The 17,843-nt window shown below is 41.8% G+C and carries 16 protein-coding genes; 8 read left to right on the plus strand and 8 right to left on the minus strand.

The features are described 5' to 3' along the window. Positions 1-356 precede the first annotated feature (356 nt). From M595_RS05760 to M595_RS05775, 5 genes are all read left to right on the plus strand, one after another. Complete coding sequence (locus tag M595_RS05760) at positions 357-1,382, plus strand: hypothetical protein (RefSeq protein WP_023065198.1); 1,026 nt, start codon at positions 357-359, stop codon at positions 1,380-1,382. A 75-nt stretch (positions 1,383-1,457) separates the two neighbouring features. Further along, the gene (locus tag M595_RS31025) at positions 1,458-1,610 is read left to right on the plus strand and encodes a hypothetical protein (protein ID WP_023065163.1); all 153 of its coding nucleotides are present in this window, start codon (positions 1,458-1,460) and stop codon (positions 1,608-1,610) included. A 143-nt stretch (positions 1,611-1,753) separates the two neighbouring features. Further along, on the plus strand, positions 1,754-2,005 hold the full coding sequence (locus M595_RS05765) for a type II toxin-antitoxin system RelN family antitoxin (RefSeq protein ID WP_023065239.1): 252 nt from the start codon (positions 1,754-1,756) through the stop codon (positions 2,003-2,005). Beyond that, positions 1,995-2,369 (plus strand): type II toxin-antitoxin system RelE family toxin, encoded by a 375-nt coding sequence (locus M595_RS05770; RefSeq protein ID WP_023065243.1) that lies wholly within the window; start codon positions 1,995-1,997, stop codon positions 2,367-2,369. The genes M595_RS05765 and M595_RS05770 overlap by 11 nt, the downstream gene beginning before the upstream one ends. Positions 2,370-2,512: 143 nt before the next feature. After that, positions 2,513-2,824 carry a leucine-rich repeat domain-containing protein gene (locus M595_RS05775; protein ID WP_023065251.1) on the plus strand — a complete coding sequence of 104 codons (312 nt, stop codon included), beginning with the start codon at positions 2,513-2,515 and terminating at the stop codon, positions 2,822-2,824. 64 nt (positions 2,825-2,888) lie between these two features. On the opposite strand, the gene M595_RS05780 is transcribed toward M595_RS05775, so the two are convergent. Both M595_RS05780 and M595_RS05785 read right to left on the minus strand, forming a co-directional pair. Next, positions 2,889-3,680: a hypothetical protein gene (locus M595_RS05780; RefSeq protein ID WP_040483647.1), complete on the minus strand. Its 792-nt coding sequence runs from the start codon at positions 3,678-3,680 to the stop codon at positions 2,889-2,891. 137 nt (positions 3,681-3,817) lie between these two features. After that, positions 3,818-4,084: a hypothetical protein gene (locus M595_RS05785; protein ID WP_023065246.1), complete on the minus strand. Its 267-nt coding sequence runs from the start codon at positions 4,082-4,084 to the stop codon at positions 3,818-3,820. 179 nt (positions 4,085-4,263) lie between these two features. On the opposite strand from M595_RS05785, the gene acnB reads away from it, so the two are divergent. From acnB to M595_RS05800, 3 genes are all read left to right on the plus strand, one after another. Continuing rightward, positions 4,264-6,864, plus strand: a complete 2,601-nt coding sequence (gene acnB, locus M595_RS05790; protein ID WP_023065195.1) for a bifunctional aconitate hydratase 2/2-methylisocitrate dehydratase — start codon at positions 4,264-4,266, stop codon at positions 6,862-6,864. A gap of 85 nt (positions 6,865-6,949) precedes the next feature. Further along, entirely contained in the window at positions 6,950-7,819 is an 870-nt protein-coding gene (locus tag M595_RS05795) for an SMEK domain-containing protein (protein WP_023065184.1), read from the plus strand. 178 nt (positions 7,820-7,997) lie between these two features. Then, positions 7,998-8,246 carry a hypothetical protein gene (locus M595_RS05800; RefSeq protein ID WP_023065237.1) on the plus strand — a complete coding sequence of 83 codons (249 nt, stop codon included), beginning with the start codon at positions 7,998-8,000 and terminating at the stop codon, positions 8,244-8,246. Positions 8,247-8,398: 152 nt separating this feature from the next. On the opposite strand, the gene M595_RS05805 is transcribed toward M595_RS05800, so the two are convergent. The 6 genes from M595_RS05805 to eboC form a co-directional block, all read right to left on the minus strand. After that, positions 8,399-11,353 (minus strand): hypothetical protein, encoded by a 2,955-nt coding sequence (locus M595_RS05805; protein ID WP_052001705.1) that lies wholly within the window; start codon positions 11,351-11,353, stop codon positions 8,399-8,401. Between the two features lie 473 nt (positions 11,354-11,826). Beyond that, positions 11,827-12,684 (minus strand): pentapeptide repeat-containing protein, encoded by an 858-nt coding sequence (locus tag M595_RS05810; protein ID WP_023065173.1) that lies wholly within the window; start codon positions 12,682-12,684, stop codon positions 11,827-11,829. A 224-nt stretch (positions 12,685-12,908) separates the two neighbouring features. Continuing rightward, complete coding sequence (locus M595_RS05815; protein ID WP_023065155.1) at positions 12,909-14,273, minus strand: alkaline phosphatase family protein; 1,365 nt, start codon at positions 14,271-14,273, stop codon at positions 12,909-12,911. Between the two features lie 38 nt (positions 14,274-14,311). After that, complete coding sequence (eboE, locus tag M595_RS05820) at positions 14,312-15,571, minus strand: metabolite traffic protein EboE (protein ID WP_023065222.1); 1,260 nt, start codon at positions 15,569-15,571, stop codon at positions 14,312-14,314. Then, complete coding sequence (locus M595_RS05825) at positions 15,571-16,791, minus strand: 3-dehydroquinate synthase (protein ID WP_023065178.1); 1,221 nt, start codon at positions 16,789-16,791, stop codon at positions 15,571-15,573. The genes eboE and M595_RS05825 overlap by 1 nt, the downstream gene beginning before the upstream one ends. A gap of 50 nt (positions 16,792-16,841) precedes the next feature. Then, positions 16,842-17,759, minus strand: coding sequence for a UbiA-like protein EboC (gene eboC, locus M595_RS05830; RefSeq protein ID WP_040483649.1), 918 nt, complete (start codon positions 17,757-17,759; stop codon positions 16,842-16,844). Positions 17,760-17,843 lie beyond the last annotated feature (84 nt).

Consider the following 17,843-nt stretch of genomic DNA (forward strand, 5'->3'; position numbering starts at 1 on the left):
TGAGTAATCTTGAAACTTCTATGATCATTTTCTGCTCACTCCACCATTACCAATAGGCGCAAAACTGAAGTTCATTCTATATTTAGGGGGGATGAAACGGTACTACAGATTGTAGAGACTGTAAAGTTGTCATAGGGTAGGCGTACAAGATGCACATAACAAAGACCTTTGGGTTGAGTTATTACCATTGTGTATATCACAGTTGTGAAGCTGCAATGACTCTGCTGAAGGGAAGTTGAGGTGACTCTAGCAAGCAGATCTTAACAGAACTTTATAGAAGTCACTTGAAGTTGGGTGAAGTTTTTGCGTACAGTAGTAATAAATAAAAGCGCATTGGGGAATGCTCAACTCAACTTATGAATCTAGAAGAACTTGATATCTGGTTTTCTGGGGATCAGCGCCGAACTTTGACTTCTCTGTTGAGGAAGCGAGTCGGTTTAACTCGTATTAGAGCTGAGTATTTTGTGCGACTGTGGGTTTATTTATTAGTTAAACAAAAACAAGAACATCAACCTCACCTTAAACCCCCGCTGGCTGAGTTAGAATTTCCCCAAGAAGCGATCGCCTGTACTCAAAGAGAAGCAGCGAAATTATTTTATTGCGACTCAGAACGAGGAAGCGATCGCGCCGCAGGAATGATGTTAGATAAATTAGAACGACTAGGACTAATTAAAAAGTTTTTTGATGGGACAACCACTTGTATTGAAATTCAACCGATGTTGGATGTGATGAGTTTGTCTAATCCTCGACAACAACAACCACAGCAACCCGTTCAGGTTCAGCCAGATGCTTTTGATCCTCGTTGTGATACTATTCCCATCGCCAACCAATTAGCGCCCTATTACAACTGGATGTATGGAACAACGGATGCTGTTCCTCATCGTTTGGCTCAACATCTGCGTCATTTTGCTCAACAATATTCTACCGGAATGCGAGTATTGCGTCGTAGTGATAATTTACATCCAGTCGGTTTTTATCTATTATTTCCCACTGCGAAAAAATCTGAAAATTTGTTTTTTACTCCACCCAGTCGCAGCATTAGTTTAGCCTTTTCGGATGTGGATGCGTTTGAGATGGCAAAACCGGGTGATGAAAATTGTTTATCTATATTTATTCGGAGTTGGATGATTGATCGCGTCTATCAGCAAGATTATCAAGTCATATTTTTGCAAGATGTTCAGCAAGTTTTGGTCAAGATGCAGCAAGATTTTCCGAATATTTGTGATTTGTATGCGTTGTTAATTCATCCGAGTTTTGAAGGATTGATCCAAGCTTTGGGTTTTCAAAAATTGGGAGGAGATTCTCAATCTTCGATTAGTTGGATTTATTTACCTGTGGATCGCTTTTTAGCGTTGGATATTCAGCAAACATTAAAATCCTGAAACGCAGTTCATCAAGATTTACATCAATTCTATGAAGATTAGAAAATAAATATACGCCGAAAGTGAGTATTTTACTTGCAGTTACCAGAGGGAAAATACAACATTTGTACAAACTCTCTGGCGTTGAACGGGTTGCCGATTTCGGTGTTAGAAGAAACGTTAAAACGACTGGGCGAGGGAACTAATACCATTGCAGCCGCTTGGTTTACTCAACAAGTTGTTAACTGATCGAGTCCGAACAGTTAAAATAATAAACTGCGATGCCTTCTCTATTATTACTGTTAATGTTGGGGCGATCGCAATTTAAGTCTGATTCTCATTTAATACAAACTGCTATAATCAATTAAGTAAACTGTTCAGGAGATACAATCATGCAGGCATTTGAAGTCATGGGAACCGTTGATGAAAAAGGGCAATTGGTTTTAGATCAGTCCCTAGAAATAGGTCAGAAAAGTCGGGTGAAAGTCATTGTTTTAGTGACTCAAGAGGATGAATCTGAATCCGATCCGGATGATACACCTGTCGAAGAAATTAAAGCCAGTTTAAGACGCGCGTTAAAGGAAATGAAATCTGGACAAAGAATTCCTTTAGAAAAAATGTGGGAGGGGATAGATGCAGAATAATTCATCATTTGTTAGTATTGATTTAACGCCGGAGTATAAACGAAATTTAAAAGAGTTAGCCAAAAAATACCGAAATATTCGTTCTGATACTCAGTCCGTTATTACAGAACTACAAAAGGGGAATTTTCTAGGCGATCGCTTATCTGGCTTTGGGGAAAATTATTTCATTTATAAAGTCAGAGTGAAAAATAGTAATATCAAAAAAGGGAAAAGCGCAGGCTATCGATTAATTTATTGTGTTGAATCTCCCACTTCAGTTTTATTGTTAACAATTTACAGTAAATCTGAACAGGAAGATATTGGCGTTAATGAAATCAATTCTATTTTATATGAATTTGAATCTAATGAAATATCTGAACAATGAAAAAATCAAAGTACAGCTACTTGGTTTACTCAACAAATTGTTAATTTATCCAACCCTTCGCGATCGCCATATTTCATCAAGCAGGTAATATAGTTAAAGAGAGATAATGCTATCACAAAGTTGGAAATGAGGAGATGCGAACAATGGCTACAGACAAGGCATACCGCGAAGCAGAACAACGCATTGAAAAGGCACGGCAAGAGGGTGCAACCGAACTCGATCTTAGAAATCTGGGACTGACTGAGTTACCCGAGGCGATCGGTCAACTCTCCCAATTGCAGACGCTTGACCTCAATGACAACCAACTGACAACCCTACCGGAAGTGATCGGCAACCTCTCCCAATTGCAGTGGCTTAACCTCGATAACAACCAACTAACAACCCTACCGGAAGTAATCGGCCAACTCTCCCAATTGCAGTCGCTTAACCTCGATAACAACCCACTAACAACCTGACCGGAATCTTTCGGCAACCTCTCCAACATTAACTCAGACAGTCTTTGGATCAAGTGAAAGGTATTTACTTAATAATTCCAATGACTGCACTTACAAAACTGATTATTGCTACTATCGCACTTATAACTGGGTTCTCTTTGATCAATTCAACAAATGCTGCTAAATAATTTCCATAAATGTCTTTCCAGTTAGACTTAGTTTTAAGTGAGCCATCATCAACACGCTCAACGATTTTAGCAATAACATCTACTTTTCTCAAAGTCGATTGATGAAGTTTTACATATTCTTCATTGTCAAAAGCCTCAGCTTCGGCTTTTCCCTCTAAGAAGTCTTCACGTAACATTGAATTTTCTTCAGCTAGGCTTTTTAATCGAGGAGGTGGAATATAAGCATCACCATAGATATCTTTGAGTAATCGGGATAAGTCAACTAATTTGCTTTCATTAATTGGTTCAGGTTGACCACCGAGAACCTTGTAGCGATGAGCGATTGCAGGAAAACCATAGTTTATATCTCTCATCTTCCAGTGTAGCCAGATATAGGAACCATGACGGCGTACATAATCATAAAAATTATCCAACATTATTTTTTCTAGTTGATTATAATGTTGCCCTAAACCACTTGCTGAATATCCTTCGATTTCCGCTACTTGATGAATGGAAAAAGAGGTCGTCTGACCGGATTCTAGATTCCGAACGGCAATCGAAGTAATTCTTGGTGATGAGCCATCAGGTCTATCGTAGAAACTTTCACAAGAGTAGTGAATAACGATGACTTGATCCACTTTAGCCATCAAGTTATAAAGCTTACGTTTTGCCTGTCTATGCTTCTGTACTTTCTTCCAAGCCTGACCCATTGTTAGTATTTATCTTAAATTATTTTAATACATACTTTAACACAAGCTAAACGTTAGCGATTACTAAGAAAACGGATTATGGTCAAAGCTTATCACTGGCACTTGGAGACGGACTAGCTATTGAAGTAGCACCTGCTTTAAGTCAATAAATCCTCGGACAATAATCTTCCTTCAAGGGGTTCATATTCGTCCTCTAATAGCCACAATTTAGCACTTTCATAATTTTCGCTGGTAAAAATGACTTGATAACCTTTAGCGGGGTCATAGATTTGACATTTTCCCATTGCATCAGCTAACAGCAGTAACACATAGGGAGGCGTTAACATCGGATCAATCCAAACCTCAGTAAATTGCCAGTCATTCTGTACTAGGTTTTGTTCTTGGGATAACGTGATATTGGTCATGTTCATCTATTATCAACAGATATTTGTAACACAATTTGCCATCTAAATAACGAAATTTCTCTCAGTATGGAGAGTTGCGAATATTTCCACAAGAGAAAATAACCGTATTCCTGGCATCTACAAAGTTGGGGGGTTTATCGATACCATAATCAAAGATACCTATATGGAGAACATCAACTATGCTAGAAGCCTACCGTCAACACGCAGCTGAACGAGAAGCTTTAGGGATACCGCCGTTACCCCTCAACGCCGAACAAACCTCCGAACTCTGCGAACTCCTGAAAAACCCGCCAGAGGAGGAGAAAGAATTCTTAATGGACTTGCTACGCGATCGCATTCCGCCCGGAGTCGATGAAGCCGCCTACGTCAAAGCGGGATTTTTAACCGCCGTCGCCAAGGGAGAAATTAACTGTCCTTTATTATCCCATCAGGGGGCGATAGACTTGTTGGGAACCATGATCGGGGGTTATAACGTTCAATCTCTGGTGGATTTCCTCAAATCCTCTGATTCTAATACCGCCAGTGAAGCCGCCACCGCCCTCAGTACAATCACCCTAGCTTTTGACGCTTTTAACGATGTTCTCGCCCTTTCAGAAGTCAATCCCTACGCCAAACAAGTGATTGATGCTTGGGCGGAAGCAGACTGGTTTATTCGTCGTCCAAAAGTTCCTGAAACCATTACCGTTACTGTTTTCAAAGTTCCAGGCGAAACCAACACTGATGATTTATCTCCCGCCCCCCACGCCACCACTCGCCCCGACATTCCTCTCCATGCTTTGGTGATGTTAGAGTCGAGTATGCCGGAAGGAATTCAAACCATTGCTGAACTCAAACAAAAAGGTCATCCGGTGGCTTATGTTGGTGATGTTGTGGGAACAGGTTCATCACGGAAATCAGCAATTAATTCGCTATTATGGCATATTGGCGATGATATTCCTTGTGTTCCGAATAAACGGGCGGGCGGTTATATTTTAGGTGGAAAAATTGCCCCCATTTTCTTTAATACTGCTGAAGATTCTGGCGCTTTACCGATAGAATGTGATGTCACTTCTCTAAATACCGGAGATGTGATTACGATTCATCCCTACAAAGGCGAAATTACCAACGAATCGGGAGAAGTTATTTCCACTTTTGCGTTAAAGCCCGAAACCATATTAGATGAAGTTCGCGCCGGCGGACGAATTCCCCTATTAATTGGACGCAGTTTAACCGATAAAACTCGCGAAGCTTTGGGTTATCAACCCTCAACTTTATTCACCCGTCCAACGATGCCAGAAGATACCGGAAAAGGCTTCACTCTCGCCCAAAAAATGGTCGGAAAAGCTTGTGTTTTACCTGGGGTTCGTCCAGGAACTTCCTGTGAACCGATGATGACAACTGTGGGTTCTCAAGATACGACTGGACCGATGACGAGAGATGAGTTAAAAGAACTCGCCTGTTTGGGTTTTTCTGCCGATTTAGTGATGCAAAGTTTCTGTCACACTGCGGCTTATCCCAAACCGGTTGATATCAACACTCACAAACAATTACCCGATTTCTTCTCCACTCGCGGAGGGGTTGCATTGCGTCCCGGTGATGGGATTATTCACTCTTGGTTAAACCGGATGTTGTTACCCGATACTGTCGGAACTGGGGGCGATTCTCACACTCGTTTTCCGTTGGGAATTTCTTTCCCCGCAGGTTCAGGTTTAGTGGCGTTTGCTGCGGCTTTGGGCGTCATGCCGTTGGATATGCCAGAATCGGTTTTAGTGAAGTTTTCGGGCGAATTACAACCCGGTGTAACGCTGCGGGATATTGTCAATGCTATTCCTTGGGTGGCGATGCAACAGGGTAAGTTAACCGTTGGAAAAGAGAACAAACAAAATGTGTTCAACGGTCGAATTATGGAGATGGAAGGGTTGCCGGATTTAAAAGTTGAACAGGCTTTTGAATTGACCGACGCCACAGCAGAACGTTCCTGTGCGGGTTCTACAATTAAGTTAGGTGTAGAGACGATTTCTGAATATTTGCGGTCAAATATTGCGTTGATGACGAATATGATTGCCCGTGGATATCAGGATTCTAAAACCTTAACTCGTCGGATTGCTAAAATGGAACAGTGGTTAGCGAATCCCGAGTTAATGGAAGCCGATAACAATGCAGAGTATGCTGATATTATCGAAGTGAATTTGAATGAAATCAAAGAACCGATTGTTGCCGCACCGAACGACCCGGATAATGTTAAGTTAATGTCCGAATGTGCGGGGGATAAAATTGATGAGGTGTTCATCGGTTCTTGTATGACGAATATCGGCCATTATCGGGCTGCGGCGAAGGTGTTGGAAGGGGAAAAAGTGAAGGTTCGCCTGTGGGTTTGTCCTCCAACACGTATGGACGAACAACAGTTAAGAAATGAGGGGGTTTACGGTGTATTTGCCGCCTCGGGTGCAAGAACGGAAATGCCCGGATGTTCGCTGTGTATGGGGAACCAAGCAAGGGTTGAAGATGGCGCTACGGTGATGTCTACTTCGACTCGAAATTTCAACAACCGCATGGGTAAAGATGCGCGAGTTTATTTGGGTTCGGCTGAATTATCTGCGGTTTGTGCGTTGTTAGGACGCATTCCAACGGTTGAGGAATACAAGGAGATTATTACCAAGAAACTTGACCCGTTTGCTGCGGATTTATACCGTTATCTCAACTTCAATGAAATTGAAGGTTTTGAAGATGAAGGGCGCGTTATTCCGGTTGAGGATATGCCAAAAATTGAGGATATTTTAGGGATTCCTGCGTTGACCTAAACCTTCTAATCCCCCTCCTTATGATAGAATAGGGAGGGGACTTTAATTTTAGAATGGCTCTGTTTCAGTTGAGGTAGAAAGAAGAATGTTTTATCTTGAATCTATACAAAAAAGAATTATAGATATGTTGACAGTTTTGGAAGTTTCTCTAAGAAATAGAGGGTTTCTTAATCTTCACGATCAAAATATTTTTTCTCAACGATTCATCGCCGAATTGTTAAATATAGTATTTGGGTATAAGTTAGTAAATTTGGACTATCAAAAGAAAAATTACACAGCTATTGATTTGGGAGATTGGGAAAGAAAAATTGCTTTTCAGGTTACAGTAACAAAATCATCTTCTAAAATCAAAGATGCAATCACTAAATTTATACGTTCTCAACAATATGTTTACTTTGAAAACCTAAAAGTTTTCATTTTAGCTCAAAAGCAGAAAAGCTATCGTTCTAATTTTGAAACAGAAGGTAAATTCAACTTTGATCCTAAAGTTGATATAATTGACATTCCCGATATAATTAAGAGAGTTCCTTCCTTGTCTCCAGAACAATTACAAGAAATAAACTCATTAATTAATCATGATTTTTTTGGATATTCATCAAGTGATGATAGTAAACCTTTAACTAGAGAGACAAATACACAAAAAGAAAATTATCAAGTCTTAAGGACTGTCTATCGTACAGAAGTGCCTCTTTACTCCGATCCCGAATGTCAATGTATTAGATCAGGGGTTTCAGGTGTAATTCTTGAAATTAGAGAGCAACCAGGTAATATTCTAAATGGATACACAATTCATCCGACGACTCGCAAACATTTTAAAGCAGGAATACAGGTTGCTTGGGAATGGAACATACATAACCGTTTTGATAAGTTATGGTATCGTGATCCAGAGACAGGAGAAATACGTTCTGCTTGGACTCAATCAGCAGAATTTGTAGGTCGAGCAATCAATAATTGAGATCATCTTCAGTTAAATCAGTATTCCTCAGAATAACTTTTAATGTATTTTCATTGATTTTATCACAATTAATCTGAATTGGCATGGAGTTTAAAAATGTTGGGTTTCACTGCGTTCAACCCAACCTACAGGTTAATGAGTATAATGAGCTAAGAGCAATCATTATTTGTATCAACTTATGCTAAAAACGGTTGAAGGGTTTTATCGAGATGGACAAATTCAATTAAGTGAACTACCGCAAGACATTAGTAATACCCAGGTGCTTGTAACCTTTCTCGATCCCGACAAAATTGACCCGGTTAAGTTACGCCAATTGATTGAACAGTTGGAAACAATAGCGGGAATTCAACAAGGCTTTGAGGAAGTCAACAGGGGTCAAACTCGCCCAATGGGTAATTTTATCCAAGAAATGCAACATTTGAAGTAAGAGGTAAATTATAATTAAACTTAATCGGGAGTTTTTGAATAAAAATAGCCTCTTTAACCATTTCGATTAAATATTGGTAACTCTCACCCCAAGTATAAAAACCCGGTAACTCTTACGCGCACCGGGTTTTTTAATCGGTATTTAATCGTTGATTACAAACCGTTGAAACCTTCAAAATCTGGCAGGTTGAGAATAGAGCTACCGTTTAACAGCTGCATATCATTGCTGTCAAAAGTTTCGTCAGCGCTAACATACCAACCGCCGTCGCCATCTTCGATCAGATATTCATCCCCAATGGCTGCAACTACACCGGGTTGGTCTGAACCTCCTGCCATGAAATCAATATAATCCTCAACGCTTTCAGCTTCGGACTGATTGCCAATAGCGCCACCGAAAATCAACATATCATCGTTGTCAACGCTTTCGTTAGCGCTAAGATAAAAACCGCCTTCACCATCGCGAACAATATAGCTAGGACCAATATCTGCGACAGTACCCGGTTCATTGAAATCTTGGGGGACAGAATCAATCAAGCCTTCAATTCTTGCTTCCATAGAATCAACAAAATTGTCGATATTAAACCCAATTTCACCTGTAAGGCTGTCAATTTGACTAACAGGATTGCTAGAACCTTCGGGCGCTTCGGTTTCACCAAAAGGATTGCTAGAACCTGAAGAAGTTTCGGTTTGACCAAAGGGATTACTAGAACCTGAAGAAGTTTCGGTGCCAAAGGGATTACTAGAACCTTCGGGCGTTTCTGTGCTGGTTGTTGGTTCGTCTCCTTCACCAAAAGGATTGCTATCGGTAAGCGGGTCCCAGTTAGCAAAGGGATTACCGCTACCTACACCACCGCCACCGAAGGAACCGTTTCCACCACCGGCGCCGCCGACGTTACCAAAAATATCCTCAACGCCATCAACGCCATCAATATCCAACAAAGGACCAAAAGGACTGTTTCGCAGTTGGTCTAAAAGGGCGGAATCATCGGAACTCATATCGCTGTCAGAATCGGCTTGACCCTCTGTAGATTCTGAGGGTTGTTCCATCATACCTTCTGGGGAAGACTCTCCCATCATGTCGGGGATATCGGAGTCAGTAACCTCGTCTGGGTCTGATTCTTCAGATAATTCGCTCGTTGGGGTTTGTGTCGAAGACTCTCCCATCATGTCGGGGATATCGGAGTCAGTAACCTCGTCTGGGGCTGATTCTTCAGATAATTCGCTCGTTGGGGTTTGTGTCGAAGACTCTCCCATCATGTCGGGGATATCGGAGTCAGTAACCTCGTCTGGGGCTGATTCTTCCGACATTTCGCCGGTTGGGGTTTCTGTAGAGAACTGTTCGCTTTCGACATCCTCAACGTCAACATCGGACATCTCTCCAGAGGTTGGGATAAAATCTTCGGGGGTAAATGTCTCCGTGACGGGTGTGGAGTCGGCGCCGGAGTCGGAGTCGGTTTCTGTTGAGAAGGTCGCCATTACCCCGCCAAAACCTACATCACCGGTGTTAATCTCTGGGGAGTCACTACCCTCTAAACCGCTAAAGTCATAAGTGTAGTTGGGATCGCGAGCGGACGGATCGTCAACAAGTATAGTATTACCGTCGCTATCGGTTTGGAAATAGCGATCGCCGTTTCCATAGATACTTACATTATCTGCTGAGGTACTGACTCGGTTGCCTACAATGGTGGTACCAGTACCGGTTGGGCGATTGCCGTTTCCGGTAATGGTGTTTCCACTGCCGCTCGGACGGTTGCCGTTTCCGTTAATATTGTTGTTATCTCCGAAACTCCAGTTACCGTTACCTTCGATGGTGTTGTCGCCGCCGAAATTCCAGTTTCCGTTACCGTTGGTTTGATTGTTGCTGCCGAAATTCCAGTTACCGTTACCGTTGGTTTGATTGTTGCTACTTTCTTCTAAATCTTCAATATCAATCGGTACGCCCCCTTCTGGCGCTGGTGTACCGCCACCGGCAAAGACGGGATTGTTTCCGCCAATTGATCCGAGATCGATGGGAACATCGCTTCCGCCTTCGGACGGTTCTAACGGATTTTCTCGACCTTCAAAAATTTCGTTAAAACCCTCGCCGCCTTCGCCGAAGGAGCGGTTACCGTTACCTTCTGTTTGGTTGTTGCTGCCGAAGTCGGTGTTACCGTTGCCATTGGTAGAATTGCCATCCCCAAAAGCGTTGTTACCGTTGCCTTCTGTTTGGTTGTCGCTGCCAAAAGCAGAGTTACCAGTACCTAAATTTTCGTTATTTTCGCCTGTATCGATGTTACCGCCACTGTTGGGGGTGTTGCTACCAAAGCCACCGCCGCCGCCTGAGTTCCCGCCGCCGAAGGAATTTCCACCGCCGAAGCCGTCTGAGTTCCCGCCGCCGAAGGAATTTCCACCGCCGAAGCCGTCTGAGTTCCCGCCACCGAAGGAATTTCCACCGCCGAAGCCGTCTGAGTTCCCGCCACCGAAGGAATTTCCACCGCCGAAGCCGTCTGAGTTCCCGCCATCGGGTTCAACAGGCATGGGGGCATCATCATCAGAGTCAACAGGTACTTCGGAATCTTCGTCCATGTCGTCCATTCCACCGCCGAAGCCGTCTGAGTTCCCGCCACCGAAGGAATTTCCACCGCCGAAGCCGTCTGAGTTCCCGCCACCGAAGGAATTTCCACCGCCGAAGCCGTCTGAGTTCCCGCCACCGAAGGAATTTCCACCGCCGAAGCCGTCTGAGTTCCCGCCATCGGGTTCAACAGGCATGGGGGCATCATCATCAGAGTCAACAGGTACTTCGGAATCTTCGTCCATGTCGTCCATTCCACCGCCGAAGCCGTCTGAGTTCCCGCCACCGAAGGAATTTCCACCGCCCTCTGTCGGATTACCTCCGAAGGGGTTATCTTCTGGATCTAGATCTCCAAAGATGTCACCAAGATCATCAATATCCCCAACCCCAATTAATGGATCAAACGGGGTCTGAGGAGTCTCTGAATCGCTGCTGAAGTCGTACTCGTAGCCTTCTGCCGGGGCAAGTGGATTACCATTACCCATTCCACCTCCTGCTTGAGTCGTCTGATTGGACATATTTAGATCTTCAGTTGATGTATTTTCGGATGTTGCCATGGGATCTCTCTAAGTTTTACAGATGGAATAAAAAGCTTAAATTTTTACTGCGACAATTTTTCAGCGCAGACTAACACATTGGGTTTATTACCCAATAATTACGCTGTTAAAGTGAAAAGTTTTTTGCAGGCAAAAGCAAACGTTTTGAAAACGTATTACTACCCGCTCTGCATATAGATTAAAAAGATTTACTAATATTTGCTATGAATATTCTTTTGAATATCACACCGATCTTTCGCAGTCTGCTGATTGATATTATTTTTGGTTGATTAATTTTGTTATTGGGTAAAGTGGGTTTATATCAGTCAAAGATTACTCCGCCGTGAAACGACGGAGTAATCTTTGACCGTTGGTCTCCTCGGAACCCGTCGCCGGTGTTGGGACGGGTTCTTCCTAAAGATATATTTTTCCAAAAATTAGTTAAATCAACCCACCCAGACTAAAAATTTTTCTCTAATTATGATAGAAATAAACTATTTTTGTTGCAAATAGTCGAGTTTCTTTTTGAGGCGACTTCCTGCGGCTGCTATTGCTAATATACTGAGGCTAACCAGGAAAGAAGGTTCGGGGACGCTTGCCATTTTGTCGGTGATTTTTTCACCATTCAGGAGTGTGTCTGTTAGATTAACTCCAATCAGGTTAATTCCTGCTAGGTCAACTCCGGTGAGGCTGGCTTTACTGAGATTAACTCCTATAAAGTTACTGTCGGTGAGGTTAACTCCGGTGAGGTTGGCTTCACTTAAGTTGACTCCCACAAAGTTACTTTCGGTCAAATTACCCCCTAAAAAATTAGCCCGTATCAGGTCAACTCCGGCAAAGTTTGTATTGCTGAGGTTGACTCCCACAAAGTTAGTCTCGGTTAAATTAGCCCCGAAAAAATTAGCATCTATTAGGTCAACTCCGGCAAAGTTCGTATTGGTGAGGTTGACTCCCACAAAGTTAGTATCGGTGAGATTAACTCCAAAAAAATTAGCACCTATGAGGTCAACTCCGGCAAAGTTCGTATTGCTGAGGTTGACTCCCACAAAGTTAGTATCGTTGAGGTTTACCCCTTGAAAATTCGCCCCAATTAAATCAACTCCGGCGAAGTTAGCACCACCTAAGTTAACGCCAGAAAAGTTAGTATCGCTGAGGTTTACCCCTTGAAAATTTGCACCACCCAGGTTAAGCCCCGCGAAGTTCGCTCCAGCGAGGTTACACCCTACACAGTTATTCCCGTTTAAGACTCGCTCTAAGTCGGCGGGGTTAAAAGCGTGAGCGGGGGCAAAAAGCCCACCAATAAGGACAGAAAAAACTGTCGCTGATGCTGTTAGTATATTTTGCAGCTTCATTGATTTTATTAAGAAACTTCATCTGGGAATTTTTCAGACCAATCCTTGAAAATTTACCGAAATTTTCCCGATTGTTCAAGAGGTCTTTCTGAGTATAACTAAATTGGGGAAATTTGGCAATATAAAAAAATCGGGGCGTTCATTTTTACCCCGAATTTATATCTTTAGATAGATGATCGCACCCAAGACGATATATCAATTTTTTTTGTTTAAATGTGGGTTAATTAGTTAAAGATTTCTTTAAGAATCAGTTGGCTAATGTCTGTAGGTAACAGAGGGTTTTCTTCTGAAGGTTCTGCTTTTTGAGTAATAAAAACAGGATGATCACAGGTATTCGGTGGAATACAACCGTGAGAACCTTTCACGAGGTTAGCATCGAGTGGAATAACGTCTAGTAAATAACGAAAACCTAATTGCTTTCTTAACAACGTCGAGGCTATTTTTAGCTTGGGTAAAGGGATTTTTGGGTCGATAAACAGTTCAACGGGGTCAAAACCGGGTTTGCGGTGAATATCAACGGTGCGAGCAAAATCTGGGGCGCGTTTATCGTCTAACCAATAGTAGTAAGTAAACCAAGCATGAGGATCAGCGATCGCAACTAAATCACCGGATCGGCTATGATTAAGATGAAATGCTTTTTGATCTTCCTTGTCTAAAATGTAGTCAATACCATCAACATTTTCGAGGATTGATCGCACTTTAGAAATATTAGCATCAGATCGCACATAAATATGAGCAATTTGATGATCGGCGACAGCAAAAGCCTCACTAGCACCCATATCGAGCAATTCCAAACCCAATTCTTCTCGGACGGATAATAAACCCTTTTCCCTCAATAATCGATTCAGATGAATGGGCTGAGAAACTGGAGTAATACCATATTCTGACAATACCACAATCTTGGCATTTTTTGCAGTGTAGTAGTCAATTAAATCTGCACAAACTTGATCGATAGCTTGTAAATCTTTTTGAATTTCTTCGGGTTTTGTTCCCACACTTTGCAAACAGTAATCAAGATGAGGAAGATAGATCAATGTTAGCGTCGGATCTTGGCGAAGATCAACCCATTTTGCAGAATCTGCTATCCATTGGCTAGAGGCAATTGAAGTCGCTGGCCCCCAAAATTTAAACAGCGGAAACTGACCTAAATCGGATTGAATTTGCGATCGCAAATCACCGGGCTGAGTGTAAATATCGGGAATTTTTCGACCATCAGCCGGATACATGGGTCGAGGGGTAATTCCATAGTCTACCGACGAATTCATATTGTACCACCAAAACAGATTGGCGGTCGTACAATTGGGGGTAATTTCTTTAGCCATCTCCCAAATTTTCGGCGCCTGTACCAAACGGTTAGACTGTCGCCAAAACTTAATTTCATTTTCATCACGAAAATACCAACCATTACCAACAATACCATGTTCACTCGGCCATTTTCCGGTTAAATAGGTTGTCTGAGCCGAACAAGTCACCGCAGGTAATACAGGTTTAATGGTATTAACTTGTTTCGCCCATTTCGACAGGTTTGGCATTGCTTTTAACAACGCAGAGGTCAGACCGACAATATTAATAACTACTGTTTTTTGCATGGATTAATTGAGAATAAAACTACAATCTTCAAAAGAGATTAACTTGAAGCAGAAGAAACAGTCTGGTGTTGGTTTGAATAGAGATTAGAATGATCTTGGTAATGCTGAAGTACCCATTCATACTCTCTTTGAATAGAAGTGAGTAAATCAGTTTTGAGGTTTTCAGGAAGAACTTGAAACGTATAAGTTTCGATCTCTAGATGTTGACAAGGATAATCTTTCAACAAATCTAATACCGTTAAAATATCATCTTGGGTAGACTGTAAAACGCCGTAAGTTTTGTTAAATATCGGAATGTGAAAATGAGTCCGCCATTCTTGAGCCGTTGTTTCTCTTAACTCTTGAAGTGCTTCGGGTAAATCAATATAGGATTGTAAAATACCGTCTGCATGAGCAGCAACGACTTGATGAAGATAAGTAGAATCAACAAATTTCTGTAAATATTCAGCGAGGTAATCACGTTTAGATTGCTCTTGAGGAAGCTGATTTTTAATCGCTGCACTAATTTGAATTTTGCCAACTAAAATTCCGGCTTGTTTAAACTGTTCAAATACCTGAGATGGCTTTTCATAAACAACAGAAAAATGGCAAGTATCATAACAGATTTGAATATGTTGTCGCAGAAGTTTCTCGGCTGTATTCAAATCAAGACTCAGTGTATCAGCGAGTTGTTTTCCACCGACAGGTAACAGCCAGTTCTCAAAAAAATCAATCACTTCGGCTGAATTCTCAATTAACCCATTAGGTTCGGGTTCAAGGTCAACATGAATAAATTTACCCGTTTTCTGATGTAGTTTAATGAGTTCAATAACAACTTTAACCAGGTTAATTGTACTGTGTTTAAACACCTCATTGATATCAGATGAACTGTCAAACCAAGGCTTATAAGAAAGAGGCAGCGTTGAAATACTCCCATTTACACCTTCCGGTAACAGTTCGGCTAATATATAAGCAAGGTGCTTAGTGTAGTTAGTTCGTTCGGGTGTTGTCCAATCTGGTGCATAAACTTGATCTTTCACCACCTGATTATGAAACCCTCCATAGGGAAATCCATTCAGGGTAAAAACATAAAGATTATGTTTGGCTAACCAAGCCTTAAATTCACTCATTTCTAAGGCTTTAAGTTGCGTTGTTGCCTGATGAGAAAGTCTTAAACCAATCCCAAAATATTCAGTCTTCAAGCGACTTTTTAAAGCTGGAATATATTGTTTTAAGTTGTCAAAAACTTCGGGCCAAGATTCACCAGGATGAATATTTGTACAGTAGGTTAAGTGAGCGTTATTTTCAGTAAGCTGCATTATAAATCAGCCTCCTTTAACATCATAATAGCGAGGCGATATTTATCTAAATCAACTTGGTGAACTTCTAAGCCTTGACCAATGGTTGCGAGCAGCATTAAAGTCAACTCTCCGCCCAAATGTTCTTGAAATTCACTTAACCCTCGAAACAGAGAACGGGAATGTTCAGGTGAAGTGAAGTGAGAAGAAAGTTCAGCATCATAAAGACGAAATCCCAATGCTTTAAACAGGTTCAAAATTTCATTCAATTCTTGCTTGGTAATCAAACCTGACAAATAAGAATAAGTGCTGTCAAGACAAATTCCAATCGCCACAGCTTCTCCATGATAAAGACGGTAATTGCTGAGGTATTCTATCCGGTGTGCTGCCCAATGACCAAAATCTAGAGGGCGAGAACTTCCCATTTCAAACGGATCTCCGCCAGCAATATGATCAAGATGCAACTTAGCACAACGGTAAACAATTTGCTGCATCGTATCTAAATCTCGGTTGACTAATGCTTCTGTATGATTAGCAATAAAATCAAAAAAAGCAGCATCTTTAATCAGTGCAACTTTCACCGCTTCAGCAATACCGGATCGCCAATTTCGATCATCTAATGTGGTTAAAAAATTGGCATCGTTTAAAACCAAAGTTGGGGGTGCAAACGTTCCTAAAAAGTTCTTTTTACCAAAAGCATTAATCCCATTTTTTACTCCCACTCCCGAGTCACATTGTCCTAAAACTGTTGTCGGAACCCGAATTAACCGAATCCCTCGATGGGCTGTTGCTGCGGCGTAGCCCACTAAATCTAACATTGCACCGCCACCCACCGCAATCACATAAGAATGACGACAAAGTTCGGCATCTGAAATCAGTTTTTGTAAGTTTTCAACGAGTTGAGGATTATTTTTCGCCGCTTCTCCCCCGGCAATTAAAGTTGAACCAGGTTTGAGGTTTAACGCATAGGAATGGCATTTACTATAGGCTTGAATTTGAGCCAGAATTTCAGTCTGTTGAGGGAGTCCACTATCTACAAATGCAATTGCTTTTTTTGTTCCTTCTCCGGTTGCGAGTAACACCTGTGCGAGTAAAGGATTATCGGGGTTAAATAAATCCCGAGTAAAATGTACATCATAGTTAAATGTAACTTTTACCTCTTGTTTGAGAGAAGCATACTCAGTGGATGAACTCTTGGAAACAGCAGGTTGAGAAGCGGGCTTAGAAAGTGTAAAAGTCATTAAATTTTATCCTTTTTTATCTATTTTTTTATTGCCTATTACCTGTAATATTAAGTCATTGCAAACAAACGCACTAATCCCATTGACAAAAGCAAGAGTGCTAACACTAGCAAACCGTAAAGTCCGCCAGCAAAGCAAGAAGCAAGTGTTGCATTGACAATTACTAAAGATAATATTCCGGCTTGAACCGCACTGCGAATATGGTTAGCTTGGGGATGAGTCGCCGCTCGAACAAATGGGGGAAAAATGCGCCAAGTTAGTAACGCAACAAACAATAAAGCGCTAATCATATGAGCAGATGTAATTGCACAGCCCAACAAAATAGCAATAACAACACCCATCAGTACAACCGAAATTTGTCCGGTGCGACGACTTCCCCCATACACTTCACCTTGACTAATAGCGGTAATTGCACCAATGTACAAAATCGGAATAATGGCGAGATAAGTGGGATGAATTAATGAAAATCCATTCTCGAAAATATTGCTAAATACTGTCGGTAAAACGCTAATACCAAGTAATAAATTCCCCGCCCGACAAAACCCCATTGTTAACGGGCCGAACAAAGCGTGATGTTTTGCTATACTGTCGTAAATTAGGGTCGCCGCAGCAATTAGACTCGCCAATACTAGACTCAACCCCGAAACCTGGCTGGCTGCAAAAACTCCAACCGTTAACAAAAAACCGCCCAATATTGTCGCTTCTTGAGATGAAACTGTACCCCGAGGAATTGGCCGTTCCGGGCGTTCTTCTGCATCTAACTCGGCATCAAAAACATCATTGAAAACAACCCCGCCCCCATAAAGTCCAGTTGTTGCTAGGAGTAACCACAATAAAGAACTAATAGAGGCGCTACTCCCCGCAATGGCATATCCGGCTAGGATATCCGCCCAAGCTGTGGGAATATTGGGGGGACGCATCAGTTGAAAATAGCCTGCTGTACGATTGCTTAAAATTGTTGTATTCAAATCAATTCCCTTTTTGCTAGGATGAATAAATCTATATTTTTGGGGTTAAATCGGTTGTTTTTTGCATGAATCAATTGATATGAA

Origin of the sequence: Lyngbya aestuarii BL J (assembly GCF_000478195.2) — a bacterium.
GTDB classification, from domain to species: Bacteria; Cyanobacteriota; Cyanobacteriia; order Cyanobacteriales; family Microcoleaceae; genus Capilliphycus; species Capilliphycus aestuarii.

What these genes read in the sequence shown, in the direction of transcription:
- M595_RS05805 (WP_052001705.1), bottom strand. Translation starts at nt 11,353, where the DNA reads ATGGCAACATCCGAAAATACATCAACTGAAGATCTAAATATGTCCAAT.
- eboE (WP_023065222.1), bottom strand. Translation starts at nt 15,571, where the DNA reads ATGCAGCTTACTGAAAATAACGCTCACTTAACCTACTGTACAAATATT.
- M595_RS05815 (WP_023065155.1), bottom strand. Translation starts at nt 14,273, where the DNA reads ATGCAAAAAACAGTAGTTATTAATATTGTCGGTCTGACCTCTGCGTTG.
- M595_RS05795 (WP_023065184.1), top strand. Translation starts at nt 6,950, where the DNA reads ATGTTTTATCTTGAATCTATACAAAAAAGAATTATAGATATGTTGACA.
- M595_RS05825 (WP_023065178.1), bottom strand. Translation starts at nt 16,791, where the DNA reads ATGACTTTTACACTTTCTAAGCCCGCTTCTCAACCTGCTGTTTCCAAG.
- M595_RS05775 (WP_023065251.1), top strand. Translation starts at nt 2,513, where the DNA reads ATGGCTACAGACAAGGCATACCGCGAAGCAGAACAACGCATTGAAAAG.
- M595_RS05800 (WP_023065237.1), top strand. Translation starts at nt 7,998, where the DNA reads ATGCTAAAAACGGTTGAAGGGTTTTATCGAGATGGACAAATTCAATTA.
- M595_RS05780 (WP_040483647.1), bottom strand. Translation starts at nt 3,680, where the DNA reads ATGGGTCAGGCTTGGAAGAAAGTACAGAAGCATAGACAGGCAAAACGT.
- acnB (WP_023065195.1), top strand. Translation starts at nt 4,264, where the DNA reads ATGCTAGAAGCCTACCGTCAACACGCAGCTGAACGAGAAGCTTTAGGG.
- M595_RS05770 (WP_023065243.1), top strand. Translation starts at nt 1,995, where the DNA reads ATGCAGAATAATTCATCATTTGTTAGTATTGATTTAACGCCGGAGTAT.
- M595_RS05785 (WP_023065246.1), bottom strand. Translation starts at nt 4,084, where the DNA reads ATGACCAATATCACGTTATCCCAAGAACAAAACCTAGTACAGAATGAC.
- M595_RS05760 (WP_023065198.1), top strand. Translation starts at nt 357, where the DNA reads ATGAATCTAGAAGAACTTGATATCTGGTTTTCTGGGGATCAGCGCCGA.
- M595_RS05810 (WP_023065173.1), bottom strand. Translation starts at nt 12,684, where the DNA reads ATGAAGCTGCAAAATATACTAACAGCATCAGCGACAGTTTTTTCTGTC.
- M595_RS05765 (WP_023065239.1), top strand. Translation starts at nt 1,754, where the DNA reads ATGCAGGCATTTGAAGTCATGGGAACCGTTGATGAAAAAGGGCAATTG.